Here is a 16,191-nt window from a genome sequence, read left to right on the forward strand (position 1 = left end):
TTGAATTACGCAACAAAGCCATTTGTATTATGAATGTTTAGTAGTTAATCATTATTAAACTACATACTGATGCAGATCAATTTTTGCTCAGGTGCATTTGTAAGCGTAGGGCAAGGTGCGAGCTATTCAGGAGCCTAACCTTAGCTTTGTTATACCTTTATTTTAAATTCTCTAAGCCCGATGTATCGACGCCTTTTAAGGTGTCTTTTGCTACTTCATCTAAATCCGTCGTTGTCGATTTTTGAGGATAACTAGCAGCGGCACCTTTACCGATCGCTGTTGCTTCTGCTTGTAGCTTTTTCCCCTCAGACTCACCCGCGATCCAGCCTTGCTTGTAGTCACTGTCTGATTCAAAACGCTTTCCATCTTTTATGTAGTTTTCGAAGCTATTGCCGCTTTCTTGCATGCCGCTATGCCTACCGTCATGAAAACCTTGTATGTAAGAGGTGTTGTGACCACTCTCAATCAAAGCACTATCACTTGTTCCGCATCCGGACAAAAGAAAAACCAATAAGATTAAAAACAGTTTATTCATACTCAAAGCCTCGGAACTCAGTCGTCTAAATGATAAGAATAGACCAAGATCATCTCGCAAAGGCATAACAGCGCTCTAGGCGGGAAAGCTTGTTTGAGAATCATGATATTCAAAACTTGAGAGAGTAGAGTTACTACTGCCTTATTAGATCTAGAACGATAGCAAATCACTGGGTGGTAATTTGCTATCAATTACAGAGTGAATATCCGTTGTGCATATTGGTAAGTTCAAGAATTAAGACGAGGTGACTTATTGCTTATTTGAACGGTTAACGATAAAACTCAATATCACGACTGCAATACTAAAGCCCACAACACCAATCCAACCCGCACGTTCAAATACCTGAATTCCCACAAATGAACCAAACGCACCACCGAGATAGTAGCCAAGCATATAGATTCCGTTGATACGACTTTGAGCTTGTGGGTCAATTGAGAATACGCGTACTTGGTTCGATACTTGAGCGCTAAATACCCCAAGGTCGATGAGAATGATACCGACGATCAATCCAGCCAATGTGTCAGCGAAAAGCCCCCGATATAATAAAACCAGCAGTAATAATAACTAACGCCATACTGATCATGTTTCGAGAGCCAAACTTGCTCACCAGTGACCCTGAAACTTTTGCTCCAATGACTCCAGCAAGAGCAATAACACCAAACATTCCTGCCTGTTGTGCATTGTAGTTAAACGGAGATTCACTGACATGCAGAGCTAACGTCGCCCACAGCGCATTGAACGAAGCAAACCAAAGCGCGCCAGTTAAAGCGGAAGTACGCAGTGTCGCATGCTGCTTGATTAACGTGGCCATGCTCGCAACCAGTTTAAGGTAAGGTATTTTCGTTGTCGGCGTGTTCGTCGGTAAAAAGGCATACAGCAACACACCAAAGACCATCGCAATAATTGCTGACATCATAAATACCGCGCGCCACCCAAACTGCTCACCGATGAACCCACTGAGTGTACGCGAAAGCAAGATGCCCACAGTTAGGCCTGTCATTAATGTGCCAATGACTTTTCCTTTCGTTTCTGGAGTACTTAGTGACGCTGCAAATGGAATCAGCTGCTGAGTGATGTTGGCACTCAAACCAATCGCAAAACACGCAACAACCAGAGCCACTAAGCTAGATGCAGTAAACGCGACAAAAGATGACAACACCAACATGACAGACAAGATCGCTATTAGGCGTCTGCGGGGTAACGTGTCTCCTAAGGGCGATAAGAATAGCAATGCCACGGCATAACCAATCTGACCGGCAGCTGGCACTGCGCCTAGCTGTTCGCTTGTTAACCCTAGCTCTGCGCCGATCTTAGGTAAGATGGGTTGGTTATAATAAAGGTTTGCAGCAGTTGCCGAGACTGCGCTCGACATCAGTAATAAACGTCCTGTGCTCAACACTTCTGTAGTCAATTTTGACATGGTGACACCTTAACTTTGGTTCATCGTTTTAATGAATGATTTCGATGAGCTAAGTCTAAGGTTAGCGATTGAATAACAAAAATAACCATTTGATTTAAATTCTATACGAATATGGTATAGATAACTTTCTAAGCCATGTTTTGTTGAATCGCCTCAATTTCACTCTGTACGACAGCAACAAAGACACTGGCTGTAGGGGATAGAGTATGCGAATGGTGTGTCATCACTAATGGCATTTGTACGTCCACAGATTCAAGATTAACAAATACACATCCCTCACTGCGTAAATCACGAATTGCATGCGGTGCGATAGATACACCTAAGCCAGAAGAGACTTGGGTTAACACGGTTTGCATGTTGTTGGGTTGTTTTTTTATATTTGGAGAGAATCCAGATAGGTCACATTGAGTAATGATGGAGTCAAATAATCCTACCGCTTGTTCACGTTCAAATAAGATGAAAGGGTCTTGCTGCAGTTGTTTCATTTGAATGGTGGAGTATTTAGCCAACTCGTGGGTGACGGGCAAAACAGCAACAAGCTTATCTGTATAAATCGTCACCGAGGTGTAATCATCAACAAGCAGGTTCGGCAGTGGGCGAGAGAAGCTAATATCGATCTCTCGTTTGTCCAGAGCTTCGATCTGTTCAGAAGCCGTCATCTCAACAAGATCAACATCAATATTGGGGTTTTCAGCAATATACTGTCGAACTAAACGAGGCAAAAAGCTCAGAGTTGCGCCTCCAAGATAACCAATAGTTAAAGTACCAATACAACCAGAAGAAGCTCGAATCGCGGACTGTTTTGCTTGTTCCGTTTGTTCGATGAGTCTAATCGCATCTTTAAGTAAGTGCTGCCCTGCGGCGCTAATGACGACTTCGCGAGATGTACGGAAAAATAGGCTCACTCCAAGTTCGTGTTCAAGGCTTGTGATATGGCGGCTAATGGCAGGTTGAACGGTATTTAACTCTTTTGCAGCTTTTGAAAAACTGCAATGTGTCGCGACAGCCACAAAGCTTTTTAGTACTTTGATTTCCATATAGCCTCAATATAAACCTAGGTGATAAAAAAGCGCTAACTTGCGCCTATATTGCTTTTATTATCAATCACAAAGACCTTGCTAGCAAACCTTAGGGTAATAACGTTTGCAAGGCTCTGGTCACTTGTGAGAGTGGGGCGATAATCCTACGTATTCAGCTTTCAAGCTTTCTGTTTTCTAGATAATTCTTTTTCAAACTTTTAGTTTTCGAGCTCTTCGTTTTCGAGATTGCGCCGAACTAAATCGTGCATTTGTTTTACAGTCATCAGTGCTAACCAGGTAATTTCTTCTACTGAACGTTGACCCGTTGTGGAAGTTGGGTTGTGGGCTTCAATCACAGATTGATAAATTGAATCGCCGCAAGCCTCTTCTATTGGCATAGCTCTATATAGTTTGGTTTATTTGAAAGCTAATCTATGAGGTTTAAGACAGTAAGATAGGGTTCAAAAATAGACAGCTTGGTAGTTGATGGAATCAGTACAGAACGAGATTCGACTTAATCCTATCTTCTCGCTGCGATTGTATTCATTGATCGAGTGGTCAAAGCCATAGGCTGTCGACGGGGCCATATATTGAGTTATGCCTTGCTGTGTCGCTGTTATTTCATCATGGCCATGACCGCAGAACACGTCACGAACGCGATATTTTCGAAGCACTTTCATCACATCAGTATCGTTCTCTAGGCGGATCGCTTTCATCCAATCTGCACCGACTGGAATGACAGGGTGGTGAACAACCACGATAGGATCATTGGCCTTTCTCAATTGTTGTTTTAGCTGAGCCATGCCGCGGTTATCAATACGCCCTGAACCAAGTGGGTGGCGGCTGTCTAGCGGCTTGAAGCTTGAGTCTAGGAACACAAACTCTCGTTCACCGATGGTGGCTTTGTCGGTGACATAAATCGTCGAGCCTTTTAGCTCTGTGCGCATTAAGCGAGAGTCATCATGATTACCCGCAATCACGTAAATGGATTGGTCGCTAATGTGTTGCCTAATGAATGCCTCTAATCGAACGTAGTCGCCAGACTTTGGGTTACAACAAATATCACCAGTCAGAAAGATGGTCTTGCATGCCGTGTCTTTGTTGACGTATTCCAGTGCTCTGCGCAGGTTCTCATAGCTGGATTCATCGGAAAGGTGGCAATCACTGATTTGGTACACGGTATTCATTGTTATTGTCCGGTAATTCGATACGTAGAATTAAAAGTGATAGAAAAATGCCTGCTAAATCAGCAGGCATTTATTGGTGTTATTTCGCTTTTGATGCGGCGTGGTGTTCAATCATGAAGGCAATAGCTTCATCGTTTAAACAAGATTTACTCACATATTGGCGCTGTTTACCGATATGCAGGATAAAACCAAGATCGGTCTGCTCAAGTTGGTCGATGTCACTCCACGCGATGGTGTTGGTCGCTTTGTGGTTTTTGTAACTTACTCCGTTAGCGTCACCTTGAAAGACAATTTTGCTGCCTGCGCCTGAGCTGATTTTTTGTCGCCATAACCACCAGGTTCTTTTGCAGTACACACTGAATGCTTCAATCACACTCAAAACAATAAAGAACCAGCCAACATAGCCGTTAGGTAATAGTTCAAATTCCAGTAGAACCACACCAAAAATAAGAAACAGTATTCCTTTTAAGTAGGCTTTTGGAAATTGAGTCGGAAGGCTAGTTTGATCATAACACTCCGCGAAAAACGTCTTGTCGAGTTTGTATTCTGTAGTGAAACCGGGTTCTTTAGACATGTGAGGCTACTTTATGGTTCTCTGTGAATGGGCTGTCAGTGGGCAGGTGTCCCACGCTGCAATTTTGCAACTTGATTATTGTATCGCTTCTCACTGTTTTTATTTAGATATTTTGGCTCTGTTTTGTAAATCGATGATACTTAACGGGTCTATTCTAACTTTAGCTATCAGACTAGTGTAGGGGCATCTTTAAAGTCACCTAAAAATTTGGTGATGGGATGGATAGATCTGTGGAGTCACCCGGTTGTTGGGACTACTGGCCTTTTTGGATAAAACTTCGATCTCATTTTGTTGGTTGATGGAGTCTATAGTGATTAGCGTGCTTTATCACTACTGTTGAGGGGCTGGCATAGTCTGCTCTAACAGAATAAACATATGAAGCTTGCAAAGTTCATCACTGTTCATTCTGAGAGGCCATGCCCAAAGCGATACCTTGGGCATGGCCTTATTCTATTTCAGTTTTAGGATCAGTACTCGATGAATAATGACACCTGCTTAACGTTAATGAAGAAACTTCTTTCATAGGGAGAAGAGGTAAGAGCAATATCTAGTTTGTTCAACCCAGACACTCTCTTCTCATTTAATGCTTCTAATAGTTTAGAGTTGGTAAACCTAAGCGTTTGACCGGCTTCTACGTTGTTGAATGTAGTGAGTGGATTACTCCATGCTGCACATATTGTAAAAGACTCACAGAACGTGTCGTAATCCAGTGTGTTTGGAGACCAAGTTTGATTAACGATATGCGCAGTTACATTGTTGAATGGAAATTGAAGAGTTGAATCTCCGAAATCAACAATAAGCGTTGCCTGTTTAATTTTCCCTCGAACCTCACTTAAGTCAAAACTCGCTAGTGTTTCGTAGTCGTATGGGATTGAAGCCCCCGCTCTTAAGTAACCACCGACACGATGTTGCGTGACATGTGTTGCCGGGGTTGCTTGCCAGTTTTCTCTTTCCAAACCGAATAGGTTAGAGGGGAGGGTCACATTCACTGGCGGACTGAAATCAGAGGCTTGGTATGGTGGAGTTTGACCGAGAACGCCTTGTCGATAGGAGTCAACGCCACTGTAGATTAGCAGTGCGTTCAGTTCATAAGGACCATCGGCTTGCTTAAACGTGTCACCAGGAACGGTAAACTTGATGGTGTTTTCGCCAGCCTCAAGCGGTTCTTGGAAACTCACTAGCTCTAAATACTCTCCGGCTGCACCAACGATATTTACCGAACCTGTGTAAGTTCCACTGCGCGTAACATGGATAGGAAACTCAAAACTCAGCGAATCAATGTAGGTTCCATCTTGCGACATAGTCGGTGTGGTGACTAAACTCCCCGTGACTTCAATCGGTTCGCGGCAACGCTCAAAAGATGCTAAATCAATAAATTCTTCAAACTGAATTCGAGGGGCTGAAATTCGTATGTCATCTTGAGTGATTGCGTAGATGATCGTCGGGTTGGAGGTCAAAGTAGACGCTGAATCAAACGCGCCAAAAATATCTTCAGTTGAGTACTGTAGAGTGACGATTTGCTTCGCAGGTTTGAGTTGCAGACGTTTGCTTGTGTTCAGCTCGTCAATTCCATCGGTGAGGTAACCATGAATGGCAAAATCCCCCGCGGATTTAACATCAAGTTCCAAGCGCTGCTCTAAGGCAATAACACAGCCTTCAGAGGAAAACAGTGGAGCGAGTGAGAGGCTGACAAATTCAATGTCAGAGGGTAGTACGTGGATTTTTTTACTTGTCTGGCGAGTGATAGTTGTTCCATATTCTTCAAAAGACGTTATGCCTTCAATTAGATAATCCCCTTCAGCGGGTGGAACGAAAATATTGCTGTAGACACCATCTTTAGCAATAGCATCGAAATTGACACCCTCATCTTTAAGCGTCAGGCGTGTTTTTATTCCAGCTTCATCAATGATCACTGCGCTGGTTTGGGCACCTGTGATTGGATTCCCTTTGTTTGTCAGTAATGCAGAAACGGGAACTGGTTCACCGACCACAAATTGGTTTGCAGCTATCGCCATGCCAAACGCAATAGGGGATTGGATCGCAACCTGAGCAATAATTACTGTGTTGTAACTTGGGTTTGGAAAATCAACGACGATCTTCCATTCGCCAGGTTCAGGGTTAGTTACTTCAGGCAAAAATAGATAGCTGCCCGGTAGCGGCGGACTTTGTGTGTCACCTGAAAGTATGTTCGCTTGCACATCATTGGATGATGTTGCGACTTGCCCGTTAGGCTTGACTAAATATACGGTTGCATCATCCAACGGCACGATGATTTCTGCTTTTAGGGCTTCCGCTTTGTCGATGGTAAATAGCATTGTGACTTCGTTATCGTTACTAGTCACTGGTTGAGATAGTGTCGTGCTTGTACTCATCCCAACGGGTATTGCATTACTGGCGATAGCCGGTGTGATGAAGGTACAGAAAAGACTGAACACCATCACTAATTGCTTGATGAATTTCATTGTGGCCACTCCTTAGCGCATTGAAATAATTTGTTGTAGAAAACGTTCAACGTTTTGTCCCGTTTTCATTGTTGAGTGGTTAGCCAATACGTTACCCAATGCATTGGTATAACTTGGGTTAGCGCTTGCCAAGGTCACAACAACATCATTTTCTTGCGGTACTGTTTGAATGGCTTGGTAACTGACTATGGTGATTGGATGAGCTTGTGGTCCATGCACACTTGGCATTGTGACCGATTGAGTTTGAGTATCGAGGTAGGCCGCAGAACTAAAGCTTCTTAGCGCCTGCCAAGCGGTAACGCCTGCCCAACGCGATCCCCACGGGAATAGGCCAACGATATCAGGATCTTTCTCAATAACACCGTCTTGGTTGAGATCGGCATTTGCCCCAATAGAAAATGTATTTGCAATATTGCCGCGAGTACGCATTTGGATCGCGTTTGATGCTGTATCCGTTGTTAGATCACGGATACCAGGCATTTTAGGACCCGCAAACGGAATATTTGGGAGTTGCATGTACTTGCCAGCGTAATTATTTGGATCGGTACTGACGTTACTGTAGATATCGGCGTAGTGGTCCATTTTTATCACCGACAAATCTGCTGCGACGCTACCAAGGTGAGGTGTGGAGAAAGTAGAAAGGGAGGTTATCTCAAAGGAAGGGCTAAGTGCTTTGAGGTTTTGGGTATCTAGCCCGCCTTTACTGTGTGCAATGACGTGAACTTTGTCGGATTTCAACTCATCGAGAAAACCCTGAATTTTGTTGTTCAAGATATTAGCGTTAGTCGCTGTGGTTCCATTTTTGTCAGCAGAGAAACGAGTATAACGAATGCCATAGTCATCAAGTGTAGAAAGCACGCCTGGAGCCGTATCATCATCCCAAGTGTCTGATTGTGCCGCAATGCCATGAGCAAGAATCACAGGAATGGCAACATCAAACTCGATTGAGACTCAATCGACAGACATACACCAGTTGTCTCCCGTATTGCCAGTATCAATATCGACGCGAATCTCATTGTTTTGGCCGAACTTGATATCACTGATATCGACTTGAAGGTTAGTATCCGTCCAGCGGTTATCAGAGCCTTGCAGCGTACCTAAAGACTTTCCGTTAAAAGATACGACATCTATTTCTGGAGCAATATTACTGACGTTGGCATTGGAGTCTATGTCGAAGACCGGCATGCTAATCCTTGCGTTAGAACCGAGAACGCCTTTTTGCTGCATATCGCCCAGTTTACTTGGGGCAATTCTCCCGTCACTTTGTAAAACGTTGGGGCTGACAACCATAGGAACAGGTAAAGAGATAAGTAGAGGTCCGCCAGAAGCATAGGTACAACCGGTATCCAGACCAGGACCCGAATTCACAACATAAACGCCGAGTTCTTCTTGCGGTGGGGCTATCCCAGAGCTTTGTGAGCGCATCGAAAAATTACGCAATTCGTGTGAATCAGGTATATCTTCGGCACTCGCGAAACTCGGAGAAAGTAACAAAACACTGAGCGTGGCGCTCGGAATGTATAGTTTCATTTGTTTACCTTTGAGTATAGGTTATCCAAGAATTTGGTTGAAGAAAGCTCTATCTGTAGTTGTAAGGTAAAGGCTTGGAGTTTGATGTGAAATTTATTGGGTATAATTTCGGCTTGTTACTCAATTGATAAAACTGCTGCTCTATTTTTTTTCAAAATAGGAAGAGTGCGATCGTAGTTTCTGGATTGCGGAAGTTATGTCCTTATTTTCAAAAGGAGGGGGATAGTGCTCTAATATTGTTAGAACAATCTAAGTTAGTTTATGAAAGAGTAGCTAAGAATAGGAAAATCAAAGTTGGATGTAGATTTGTTACAGAACTACATAGAGCGCGCTGTTCTGAATGGCTGACTACTAACCTAACTGGCTGTGCAAAGTTAGGTTAGTAGAAATTATGTGGCTGTTAATTCAGATTTGAGAGATAAGGGCTAGTGTTTTTTAGTAAAAATGGTAAAGGTCGCAATAAACTGAGGTTTGTTATTACATCGTTCGCTACATAGTGAAAACAGGCGACATACCGCTGTCTTGTCCACTCATTAGCAACAAGCCAATTAAGACAAGCAAAACCCCACCAAAGAGTTGTAAATAATGACCTGCGGCTTTCAGTGTCGCACTGTTACTCTTGCTACCTGCAGCCAAATAGCGTTTTACCAAGTTCTTGCCTGTTAGTGTCATTATAGCAATCGTCGAGGTTGTGAAAGCAGTACCAATCGCCATGGAAAAAGCACTGACAACACCCATCCAATATAGGCCAACCATGTTTGCGAAAAGCAGTACCATGATGGCTCCGGTGCACGGTCTTACGCCAATCGTCACTATAATTCCAGCATATTCTCGGAGCGTTGAGGCTTTGTTGATTGCGTCTGCATCAGCTACATGCTGGTGGCCGCACCCACAGTCGGCATGAGAATGATCTGCATGAGTGTTAGCTGCGGCTTGCATTGTGCTAGTAGCGTCGATTATCGGAGAAGGGGCTGATATTGATGAACGAAGTGCCATTGGCGAACGCGCTGAAATTGTCGCAGCTGTGTCTGTTGCGAGTGTAGTGATGGCTTTCACTTTCAGCTTAGGCTTACGCATAGCGGTGTAGATGTTTTTCAAAGCCTTCCAACATATAAGTGCGCCGACGACCGCGACTAAGGCAAAGCTTAATGAAACAAACATATTCGCTTTGTCATTCACTACTCGCATGGAAGCACTAAAGCCCCACAGCAACACGCTTACTAGTAAGATTGCGACCAATGCTTGTAAAAAAGCGGAGACGACCGTAAGCACTAAACTCGCCTTGGCTTTGGTTGGGTGAGTCGCTAAGTAAGTCGACACGATAACTTTGCCGTGCCCAGGCCCCAAAGAATGAAGCATGCCATAGATAAAGCTGAACCCGATAAGGTAACTGCCTGCGCCCCAAGGGTTGGATTTAGCTTCATAGAGCAGGTCTGCAAGTTCTGAATTGACTTCTCTTTGCCATTGAATGCTAGAGATAACTAACGATGGCCACATGGACCACAGTTGATACGCACCAATAGCAATAAGCACGAACGCGCCGGCACCAATGAGGTAGTGATTGATTTTGGATTGATTTTTCTTCATTTAACAAGAACCTATATCTGAAATCTTTCTGTTAATTAGTTGCCATGCTTAATCAGCTAGACGCTGACTTAAAGGCTGAAACGAATCACTGCGACTAAGAAGCGGGAACCGCCGCACAATGAAGCTCAACCGATTGTGTAAACAGTTGGCCTAGCGTGTTATCTGGATCTGCATCGACAGGTAAAGACATTGCATAACTCATTTGCTCTGGCGTCGGGTTAGGCTCGATTAATTCTAAATGGCATTGTCTTGCTAGTTCATGTGACAATGTCACGTCGCTGTTGGATAGCCACGACATGTCGACAAAGTAACTAGGGTCAAAAATCAATACGCGAAGCGAGTTTCGTGTCACAGGCTTAGGTTTAGAAAGTGGTAGGTCAAATGTTAGAACCATCTTGGCTTTATCACGCTCAAACTTTGCGTTCTCAACCACCTGATATTTGATGGGCTCTTCACCATCATAAAAGTACGTGAAGTAGTGCTCGTACATCATGTTTTCGATTACAGACGCAGCGAGCTTTTTGAATGTTTCAGTTTCTGTATCGGCAGAGACGTCTTCTCCATCCAACATGTACATCGAGGTCATTGCATCAAAAGACCACTCCATAGAGAGACCGGTGATCATGCCATTCTCTCCCTCAATATGAGTTTTCATCTCTATCCAAGAGTGAGGGTGGGCATATAGATTTGGCGCAAAACACAATAATGCTAGGCCAACAGTCAAGCCCTTGAGAGAGCGAAAGCATGTCGAGAAACGGCTTACATAGCGTGTGAAGAGGCGATTGATGACATCGATTAGAATAAATGGCTGTTTCATGAGAAATGATGGTAATTTAGTGTGATGTTATATTATAACAACTCGATGCGTTGTTCACTTCAAATTATAAGCTTGTTTACATTGAAGCCGACTGCAATTCTTGATTTTCAATCCAACCTATTTTTCCTATAAACATCTTTGATTGGTCCCTAATTCGACATTATTCAGACTAGTGTGTGACGTTGAATAGTCGATTAAGCTCTCGGTTGTGCGAGGCCTTTTTGTAATGGGTTTGAGCTTGGCTCTTGATAACAGGCATTAACAACGCAAAAAATACCCCCAGTAAAAATACTACCCCCTAGTATATATGGTTATTTGAAAGGTAACTGAGATAGGCTGAAGATGACGGTAAGTTTGGGTGCTTGTGATCTTAGTTATCGATCCAGTAAATCTTATTTTTCACATGATAGTTATTGGCATATGCCGATAATGGGACGTATGCTGAACTCTTGATCATCAATAACAGGAAGTTACTATGTTATACGCAGTACCTTGTCGCGACCTTCATGTTGGCAACCACTTTGCTCGTTCCCCACAGATCGCGATTGTCGATGAACAACGACAGATAAAACAGATTGTTCCTTTGATTGACTCCGACACCTCTTGCAATAAAAAGAAGCAATGGATTTCGGTTCTCCGTTCTTACGATGTGAAATCTGTGGTGGTTCGTTATATTGGTAAGAAGATGCTAGCGCACTTGTTCAATAACGATATTCGAGTCTTGGCATCGACAGGTAAGGCAGAAATCGGGGCTTTGGATTTCGACAATCTACGGGAAGTGACCGATCTCGATTATGGTCGCGAGCCGAGAAATAGTGGGTGTGGCAATAAAACGTGCGGCGAAAACGGGCACAAAAAACAAGCTTCGATTCTAATGGTACAGCCTAATCAGCTAGGTGCTATTCGAGGGTTCCGACAATGACCTTTTTGTTGACGCTATTGGGGTTTGTCGGAGTCGTTACATTGATGGCGATAGGCGTGATTTTTTCGCGCAAGCCAATCAAAGGCAGCTGTGGAGGATTGGCGCAGTTAGATATTGAGCGTGAATGCAATTGCAAGGATGTGTGTGAAGGGCAAAGCAAAAAGCTGTATCAGATTACTGAGCCATCAAGCTAAGTATCGAAGTAAGCATCAGAGTTCTCGCTCACTGAGTTAAATAACTTCTGGTTAACACGTTAATTAACTACTTTGAATCACCAACGCGTGACCATTGACGATGCACTTGGCGACTTTAGCTCGTGCACGCTTGATAATGTTGCCGAACGTTTGGCGAGACACCTGCATTTGTTCAGCGGCTTCAAGCTGGCTCAGGCCTTCTTGATCAGCCAAGCGCAAGGCTTCGAGCTCTTCCAATAGCAATTCTTCTTTATGAAGCTCGTCCATAGGAACACCATTGGGCTTAAAACAAGAGTAAGCCGTACGGGTACACAACTGGCGATGTTTTTTTGGTCGAGCCATATCAATCTCTAGCAATCTATGGGTAAAGGTAAGTATGAAGGTTTTCATTCCACACAATCATCGGCGTTGCCAAGTGTGCAGCCAAGGTTTTTTCAACGACAGCGCCATTTGTTTTGAAGCTATTGGCGAGCATGACACTTTAACTAAGCATGAGGCAGTAGCTAAATATAAAACCAGAGCCAAGATTGTACCAACAGATAAAGCTGAGGGCTACGATGGCATCATGCAAGGTGGCATTGTCACTACACTGCATGACAGCGCGATGTTGCATTGTCTATTTCAGAATGATATCAAGGCGATGACGGTGAGTTTAACCTCTCGTTTTCATCATCCGATTTTGATTGGTCAAGAACTGGAAGTTCGTGCCCAGTGGGTGAAAAGTAGACGTAATATCTACTTCCTAGAAAGCCAAATTACTCAGTGCGGAAAGTTATGTTCGTCGGCACAAAGTCAGTTTATGTCAGTTTCTAGCTATCAAACTTAAGCTTGGTATAGCGGTGTTGTTTTATCAGTTATAAAAGTCCAACTACGGTTTCATAATCACTGAAAATAACGTGTACGAAGAAGAGATTAACCGCGCTCTGTCGAAGATTCGTGAGTCACGAAAGTGGCGTAAAATCTTGGTCGATTATTTCGCAGATCAGTAATCGAAATTAGAGGCTTATTCAAAAGCTTTTGGACTTTCGCCGTTACAGTTGATCTGAATCTGAGGCCTTGATCTTTTTGAAGTATTTAAATGCACTCCAAACCGCGTAAGCCGCAACCCCTACAATCAATGCCGAGCGAAGGAGAATAGGCGCATCATGCTCAAGTTGACCAACATGAGGAACAATACTGGCAAACAATCGACTGGTAAAAAGCAGCCCCATTACTAACATAATTACTTTATTCATGTGACCTGCCATTCAATTGAGTACGTTGCACAGAACGAGTTTTGGGGCGATTACACGGTTAACACGCCAGACAACGATTCTGCTCGAAATAAAATCATGCGCTTCTCAAACGTAACCGTCAACGCGATATCGGCGTTTAGCCAGTAAGTTAAAATTCCGTTTTTGGAAGGAGGCTGTTCTGGTGCTGGAGTTTCGAGTTCGAGACTGTGGGAGGGCTATGACATCTTCCCGTGAAATTGATTTTCCGGATTTAATATTCTGATTTATGATCGCATGCATTCTAGGGGGGACAAATGTCCTCCTTTTTATTTGGAGAGGCGCAATAAAATAGGTGCCACTAAAACAAATAATAAAGGACACATCTATGGACCTATTCGCTCTACTTGATATCAACAATACTTTAGTCAATATCCCAATAGGGGATGGCTACGCAATGAGCTGGATTGAAGCATTCGGCACCGTGTTTGGTTTGTTGTGTATTTGGTTTGCAAGCCAAGAAAAAACCATTAACTACCTGTTCGGATTGCTGAATGTCACCTTATTCGCGGTTATCTTTTTCCAAATTCAGTTATACGGACTGTTACTTCTACAACTCTTTTTCTTTTGCGCCAACATTTACGGTTGGTACGCATGGACACGTCCTAATGAGCAAGGTGAAACGCTAGAAGTTCGTTGGTTGAGCCAAAATAAACTAGTAGCAACGGCCGTAGCGTGTGCGATTTCTATTGCTTTGTTAACTATGTACATCGACCCATTCTTTTTTGCGCTAGCAAACATCGCGGTAGATAGCCTGAATCTATTTGGTGCGGATTTAGCGGAGCCAGTGCTTGAACCGGATGCGTTCCCATTCTGGGATGCCACGATGACCATTCTATCTATTGTTGCTCAAGTTCTTATGACACGTAAGTATGTTGAAAACTGGATACTGTGGATTGTGATTAACATTATCAGCGTTGGTATTTATGCGACGCAGGGTGTGTACGCAATGTCTGTTCAATACGCAATCTTAATGTTTATTGCGGCAAACGGTACTCGTGAGTGGGCACGCACAGCTAAACGAAACAGTGATAAATCGTTAACTCAAGCAACGGCTTCTTAGGAGTGAAGATGGCAAAGCAACCTCATATCTGCGTTGATGAAACGCAAATTGCTCCGTTAGTTATTGTTTGTGGTGAGCCAGATAGAGCGAATCGAATCGCTAACTTGCTTGAACATGCTGAACTGGTCTCTGAAAACCGTGAATATCGAATCTTCACTGGTCAATATCAAGGTAAAGCGATATCGGTTTGCAGCACGGGCATTGGTGCACCTTCAATGATCATTGCGGTAGAAGAGCTTAAGTTTTGTGGTGTGACTCATATCATCAGAGTAGGGTCTGCAGGTGCGATGCAGTCACATATCGGGCTTGGTGAGCTAATTATTGCAGAGGGCGCGGTTCGCGATGAGGGTGGTTCTACCGCTTACGTTAAGCCGTCGTATCCCGCCTATGCAAGCTTCTCTCTGCTTAAAGAGCTAGACAAGTTCTTGCAGCAGCAAACAACACCTTACTATTTGGGCACGGTACGCTCACACGACAGTTTTTATACCGATGACGAGAAGGCGCTTTGTCAGTACTGGAATGGCAAAGGCATTTTAGGTGCAGACATGGAAACATCCGCGCTGTTTACCGTGGGACGCTTGAGAGGGCTTAATGTCGCTTCTATCTTGAACAATGTTGTCTTGTACGAACAAGATGTAAAGGAGGGCGTTGGGCAATATGTCGATGAGGCAGAGGTAATGATGCAAGGAGAGCGGCTAGCGTCATTAGCGGCACTGGAAGCATTAATTACTCAATAAGAGCCTGAATAAATGCAAGACGAAAGCGATGGGAGACCGTCGCTTTTTTATTGGGTTCTCTCCTGTGGTTTAAGTGGTTACAATCGTTTGAATATAGACAGCAGTAATGCAATGAGAGAGTAAGTATGAAGATTGCACCATACTCAAGCGGACGCTTTAAAAACTACTTAGAACAAAAAAGCTCTGAATTTAGAGATCTCATCTACCAACACCAAGTTAACTCTCGTTACTTCAATCAAAATGATGAAATCCTACGTCAAGGTGAGCAGCTTCAGTATCTTTATGTAGTGCCCGCTGGAAGAGTCTCTATGAGTATTTCGGCGGCTAATGGGCGACGCTTTCAATTGGGCGAAGTGAATTGTGATTATCATATCTTCGGTGAGATGGAGTTTTTCACGCAGACCCCTTGTCAGTGGAACGTAGTGGCTGATGAACACATGCAAGTTGATGTTATTTGTATCCAGAAACTATCAGAAGCGCTACATGAAAATCCGGAGATGATGTTCTTTTTCGCCTCTGCATTAGCGGAAGATTATCAAGACTCTATGGGCATTTACACTAATCGTCTTTTACACTCAATTACCTACAACATTGCCTACGACTTATTGGTTCAAAGTCAGACAAATACTGTGTTAGGCGGTTTCGATAAAGTGAATCAAGAAGCGGAACGTTTTGGCACATCGAGCAGAGTGTATCGAAGAGCGGTTAAAGACCTATTAGACAAGGGTTTCATCAGAAAAGGAGATCAAGGGTTAGAAATTGTCGATCAGCGAGCACTGCAAGCTTTTATTGACTCCTACGAATAATAAAAGAGCTTGGCACTTACTTAAATGCCAAGCTCGGTTTTTCAATGTTTACTATTAACTACTCGCA

18 protein-coding genes and 2 pseudogenes are annotated in these 16,191 nt (G+C 43.5%); 7 read left to right on the forward strand and 13 right to left on the reverse strand.

Annotation, left to right across the window (positions count from 1 at the left end):
- Positions 1–157: 157 nt before the first annotated feature.
- The 11 genes and pseudogenes from AB4351_RS00445 to AB4351_RS00495 form a co-directional block, all read right to left on the reverse strand.
- A complete protein-coding gene (locus AB4351_RS00445; protein ID WP_240798951.1) occupies positions 158–535 on the reverse strand; it encodes a hypothetical protein in 378 nt (125 codons plus the stop codon).
- Positions 536–784: 249 nt separating this feature from the next.
- Positions 785–1,955 (reverse strand): annotated as a pseudogene (locus tag AB4351_RS00450) (MFS transporter).
- A 128-nt stretch (positions 1,956–2,083) separates the two neighbouring features.
- On the reverse strand, positions 2,084–2,992 hold the full coding sequence (locus AB4351_RS00455; protein WP_102333226.1) for a LysR family transcriptional regulator: 909 nt from the start codon (positions 2,990–2,992) through the stop codon (positions 2,084–2,086).
- Positions 2,993–3,192: 200 nt separating this feature from the next.
- Entirely contained in the window at positions 3,193–3,372 is a 180-nt protein-coding gene (locus AB4351_RS00460; protein WP_017059095.1) for a hypothetical protein, read from the reverse strand.
- A 63-nt stretch (positions 3,373–3,435) separates the two neighbouring features.
- Entirely contained in the window at positions 3,436–4,161 is a 726-nt protein-coding gene (locus AB4351_RS00465; RefSeq protein WP_029235480.1) for a metallophosphoesterase, read from the reverse strand.
- Positions 4,162–4,240: 79 nt separating this feature from the next.
- The gene (locus AB4351_RS00470) at positions 4,241–4,735 is read right to left on the reverse strand and encodes a YcxB family protein (protein WP_017059097.1); all 495 of its coding nucleotides are present in this window, start codon (positions 4,733–4,735) and stop codon (positions 4,241–4,243) included.
- A gap of 467 nt (positions 4,736–5,202) precedes the next feature.
- Positions 5,203–7,197 carry a choice-of-anchor X domain-containing protein gene (locus tag AB4351_RS00475; RefSeq protein WP_017059098.1) on the reverse strand — a complete coding sequence of 665 codons (1,995 nt, stop codon included), beginning with the start codon at positions 7,195–7,197 and terminating at the stop codon, positions 5,203–5,205.
- A 12-nt stretch (positions 7,198–7,209) separates the two neighbouring features.
- Complete coding sequence (locus AB4351_RS00480; RefSeq protein WP_372124743.1) at positions 7,210–8,118, reverse strand: esterase/lipase family protein; 909 nt, start codon at positions 8,116–8,118, stop codon at positions 7,210–7,212.
- Positions 8,119–8,148: 30 nt separating this feature from the next.
- The gene (locus AB4351_RS00485) at positions 8,149–8,622 is read right to left on the reverse strand and encodes a hypothetical protein (RefSeq protein WP_372124745.1); all 474 of its coding nucleotides are present in this window, start codon (positions 8,620–8,622) and stop codon (positions 8,149–8,151) included.
- Positions 8,623–9,216: 594 nt separating this feature from the next.
- Positions 9,217–10,314, reverse strand: a complete 1,098-nt coding sequence (locus AB4351_RS00490; RefSeq protein WP_372124747.1) for a nickel/cobalt transporter — start codon at positions 10,312–10,314, stop codon at positions 9,217–9,219.
- Between the two features lie 94 nt (positions 10,315–10,408).
- Positions 10,409–11,131, reverse strand: coding sequence for a DUF1007 family protein (locus AB4351_RS00495; RefSeq protein ID WP_372124749.1), 723 nt, complete (start codon positions 11,129–11,131; stop codon positions 10,409–10,411).
- Between the two features lie 475 nt (positions 11,132–11,606).
- Between AB4351_RS00495 and AB4351_RS00500 the strand changes: the two genes are divergently transcribed.
- Entirely contained in the window at positions 11,607–12,053 is a 447-nt protein-coding gene (locus AB4351_RS00500) for a NifB/NifX family molybdenum-iron cluster-binding protein (RefSeq protein WP_017059102.1), read from the forward strand.
- A complete protein-coding gene (nqrM, locus tag AB4351_RS00505) occupies positions 12,050–12,247 on the forward strand; it encodes a (Na+)-NQR maturation NqrM (protein ID WP_017059103.1) in 198 nt (65 codons plus the stop codon). The genes AB4351_RS00500 and nqrM overlap by 4 nt, the downstream gene beginning before the upstream one ends.
- A 63-nt stretch (positions 12,248–12,310) precedes the next feature.
- Here the strand turns inward: nqrM and AB4351_RS00510 are convergent, their stop codons facing one another.
- Positions 12,311–12,589 carry a DUF134 domain-containing protein gene (locus tag AB4351_RS00510; RefSeq protein WP_029235478.1) on the reverse strand — a complete coding sequence of 93 codons (279 nt, stop codon included), beginning with the start codon at positions 12,587–12,589 and terminating at the stop codon, positions 12,311–12,313.
- 34 nt (positions 12,590–12,623) lie between these two features.
- On the opposite strand from AB4351_RS00510, the gene AB4351_RS00515 reads away from it, so the two are divergent.
- Both AB4351_RS00515 and AB4351_RS00520 read left to right on the forward strand, forming a co-directional pair.
- A complete protein-coding gene (locus tag AB4351_RS00515) occupies positions 12,624–13,073 on the forward strand; it encodes a PaaI family thioesterase (RefSeq protein ID WP_017065470.1) in 450 nt (149 codons plus the stop codon).
- A 34-nt stretch (positions 13,074–13,107) separates the two neighbouring features.
- Positions 13,108–13,236: pseudogene (locus AB4351_RS00520) on the forward strand (ABC transporter substrate-binding protein); the annotation flags it as partial.
- Positions 13,237–13,278: 42 nt separating this feature from the next.
- Here AB4351_RS00520 and AB4351_RS00525 read toward each other — a convergent pair.
- On the reverse strand, positions 13,279–13,482 hold the full coding sequence (locus AB4351_RS00525; RefSeq protein ID WP_017059106.1) for a hypothetical protein: 204 nt from the start codon (positions 13,480–13,482) through the stop codon (positions 13,279–13,281).
- A 364-nt stretch (positions 13,483–13,846) separates the two neighbouring features.
- Here AB4351_RS00525 and pnuC point away from each other — a divergent pair, with 364 nt between their 5' ends.
- The 3 genes from pnuC to AB4351_RS00540 all read left to right on the forward strand — a co-directional run bounded on the left by pnuC (position 13,847) and on the right by AB4351_RS00540 (position 16,124).
- Positions 13,847–14,581, forward strand: a complete 735-nt coding sequence (pnuC, locus tag AB4351_RS00530; RefSeq protein ID WP_017069647.1) for a nicotinamide riboside transporter PnuC — start codon at positions 13,847–13,849, stop codon at positions 14,579–14,581.
- Between the two features lie 8 nt (positions 14,582–14,589).
- Positions 14,590–15,318, forward strand: a complete 729-nt coding sequence (locus tag AB4351_RS00535) for a nucleoside phosphorylase (protein WP_102320060.1) — start codon at positions 14,590–14,592, stop codon at positions 15,316–15,318.
- A gap of 125 nt (positions 15,319–15,443) precedes the next feature.
- Positions 15,444–16,124 (forward strand): Crp/Fnr family transcriptional regulator, encoded by a 681-nt coding sequence (locus AB4351_RS00540; RefSeq protein ID WP_017072032.1) that lies wholly within the window; start codon positions 15,444–15,446, stop codon positions 16,122–16,124.
- Positions 16,125–16,191: the final 67 nt, after the last annotated feature.

Source organism: Vibrio sp. 10N.261.51.F11 (assembly GCF_041471665.1).
GTDB classification, from domain to species: Bacteria; Pseudomonadota; Gammaproteobacteria; order Enterobacterales; family Vibrionaceae; genus Vibrio; species Vibrio crassostreae_C.

Bases quoted from the DNA above. Each gene is read 5' to 3' on its own strand.
- AB4351_RS00445 (WP_240798951.1), bottom strand. From the start codon at position 535: ATGAATAAACTGTTTTTAATCTTATTGGTTTTTCTTTTGTCCGGATGC.
- AB4351_RS00455 (WP_102333226.1), bottom strand. From the start codon at position 2,992: ATGGAAATCAAAGTACTAAAAAGCTTTGTGGCTGTCGCGACACATTGC.
- AB4351_RS00460 (WP_017059095.1), bottom strand. From the start codon at position 3,372: ATGCCAATAGAAGAGGCTTGCGGCGATTCAATTTATCAATCTGTGATT.
- AB4351_RS00465 (WP_029235480.1), bottom strand. From the start codon at position 4,161: ATGAATACCGTGTACCAAATCAGTGATTGCCACCTTTCCGATGAATCC.
- AB4351_RS00470 (WP_017059097.1), bottom strand. From the start codon at position 4,735: ATGTCTAAAGAACCCGGTTTCACTACAGAATACAAACTCGACAAGACG.
- AB4351_RS00475 (WP_017059098.1), bottom strand. From the start codon at position 7,197: ATGAAATTCATCAAGCAATTAGTGATGGTGTTCAGTCTTTTCTGTACC.
- AB4351_RS00485 (WP_372124745.1), bottom strand. From the start codon at position 8,622: ATGCGCTCACAAAGCTCTGGGATAGCCCCACCGCAAGAAGAACTCGGC.
- AB4351_RS00490 (WP_372124747.1), bottom strand. From the start codon at position 10,314: ATGAAGAAAAATCAATCCAAAATCAATCACTACCTCATTGGTGCCGGC.
- AB4351_RS00495 (WP_372124749.1), bottom strand. From the start codon at position 11,131: ATGAAACAGCCATTTATTCTAATCGATGTCATCAATCGCCTCTTCACA.
- AB4351_RS00500 (WP_017059102.1), top strand. From the start codon at position 11,607: ATGTTATACGCAGTACCTTGTCGCGACCTTCATGTTGGCAACCACTTT.
- nqrM (WP_017059103.1), top strand. From the start codon at position 12,050: ATGACCTTTTTGTTGACGCTATTGGGGTTTGTCGGAGTCGTTACATTG.
- AB4351_RS00510 (WP_029235478.1), bottom strand. From the start codon at position 12,589: ATGGCTCGACCAAAAAAACATCGCCAGTTGTGTACCCGTACGGCTTAC.
- AB4351_RS00515 (WP_017065470.1), top strand. From the start codon at position 12,624: ATGAAGGTTTTCATTCCACACAATCATCGGCGTTGCCAAGTGTGCAGC.
- AB4351_RS00525 (WP_017059106.1), bottom strand. From the start codon at position 13,482: ATGAATAAAGTAATTATGTTAGTAATGGGGCTGCTTTTTACCAGTCGA.
- pnuC (WP_017069647.1), top strand. From the start codon at position 13,847: ATGGACCTATTCGCTCTACTTGATATCAACAATACTTTAGTCAATATC.
- AB4351_RS00535 (WP_102320060.1), top strand. From the start codon at position 14,590: ATGGCAAAGCAACCTCATATCTGCGTTGATGAAACGCAAATTGCTCCG.
- AB4351_RS00540 (WP_017072032.1), top strand. From the start codon at position 15,444: ATGAAGATTGCACCATACTCAAGCGGACGCTTTAAAAACTACTTAGAA.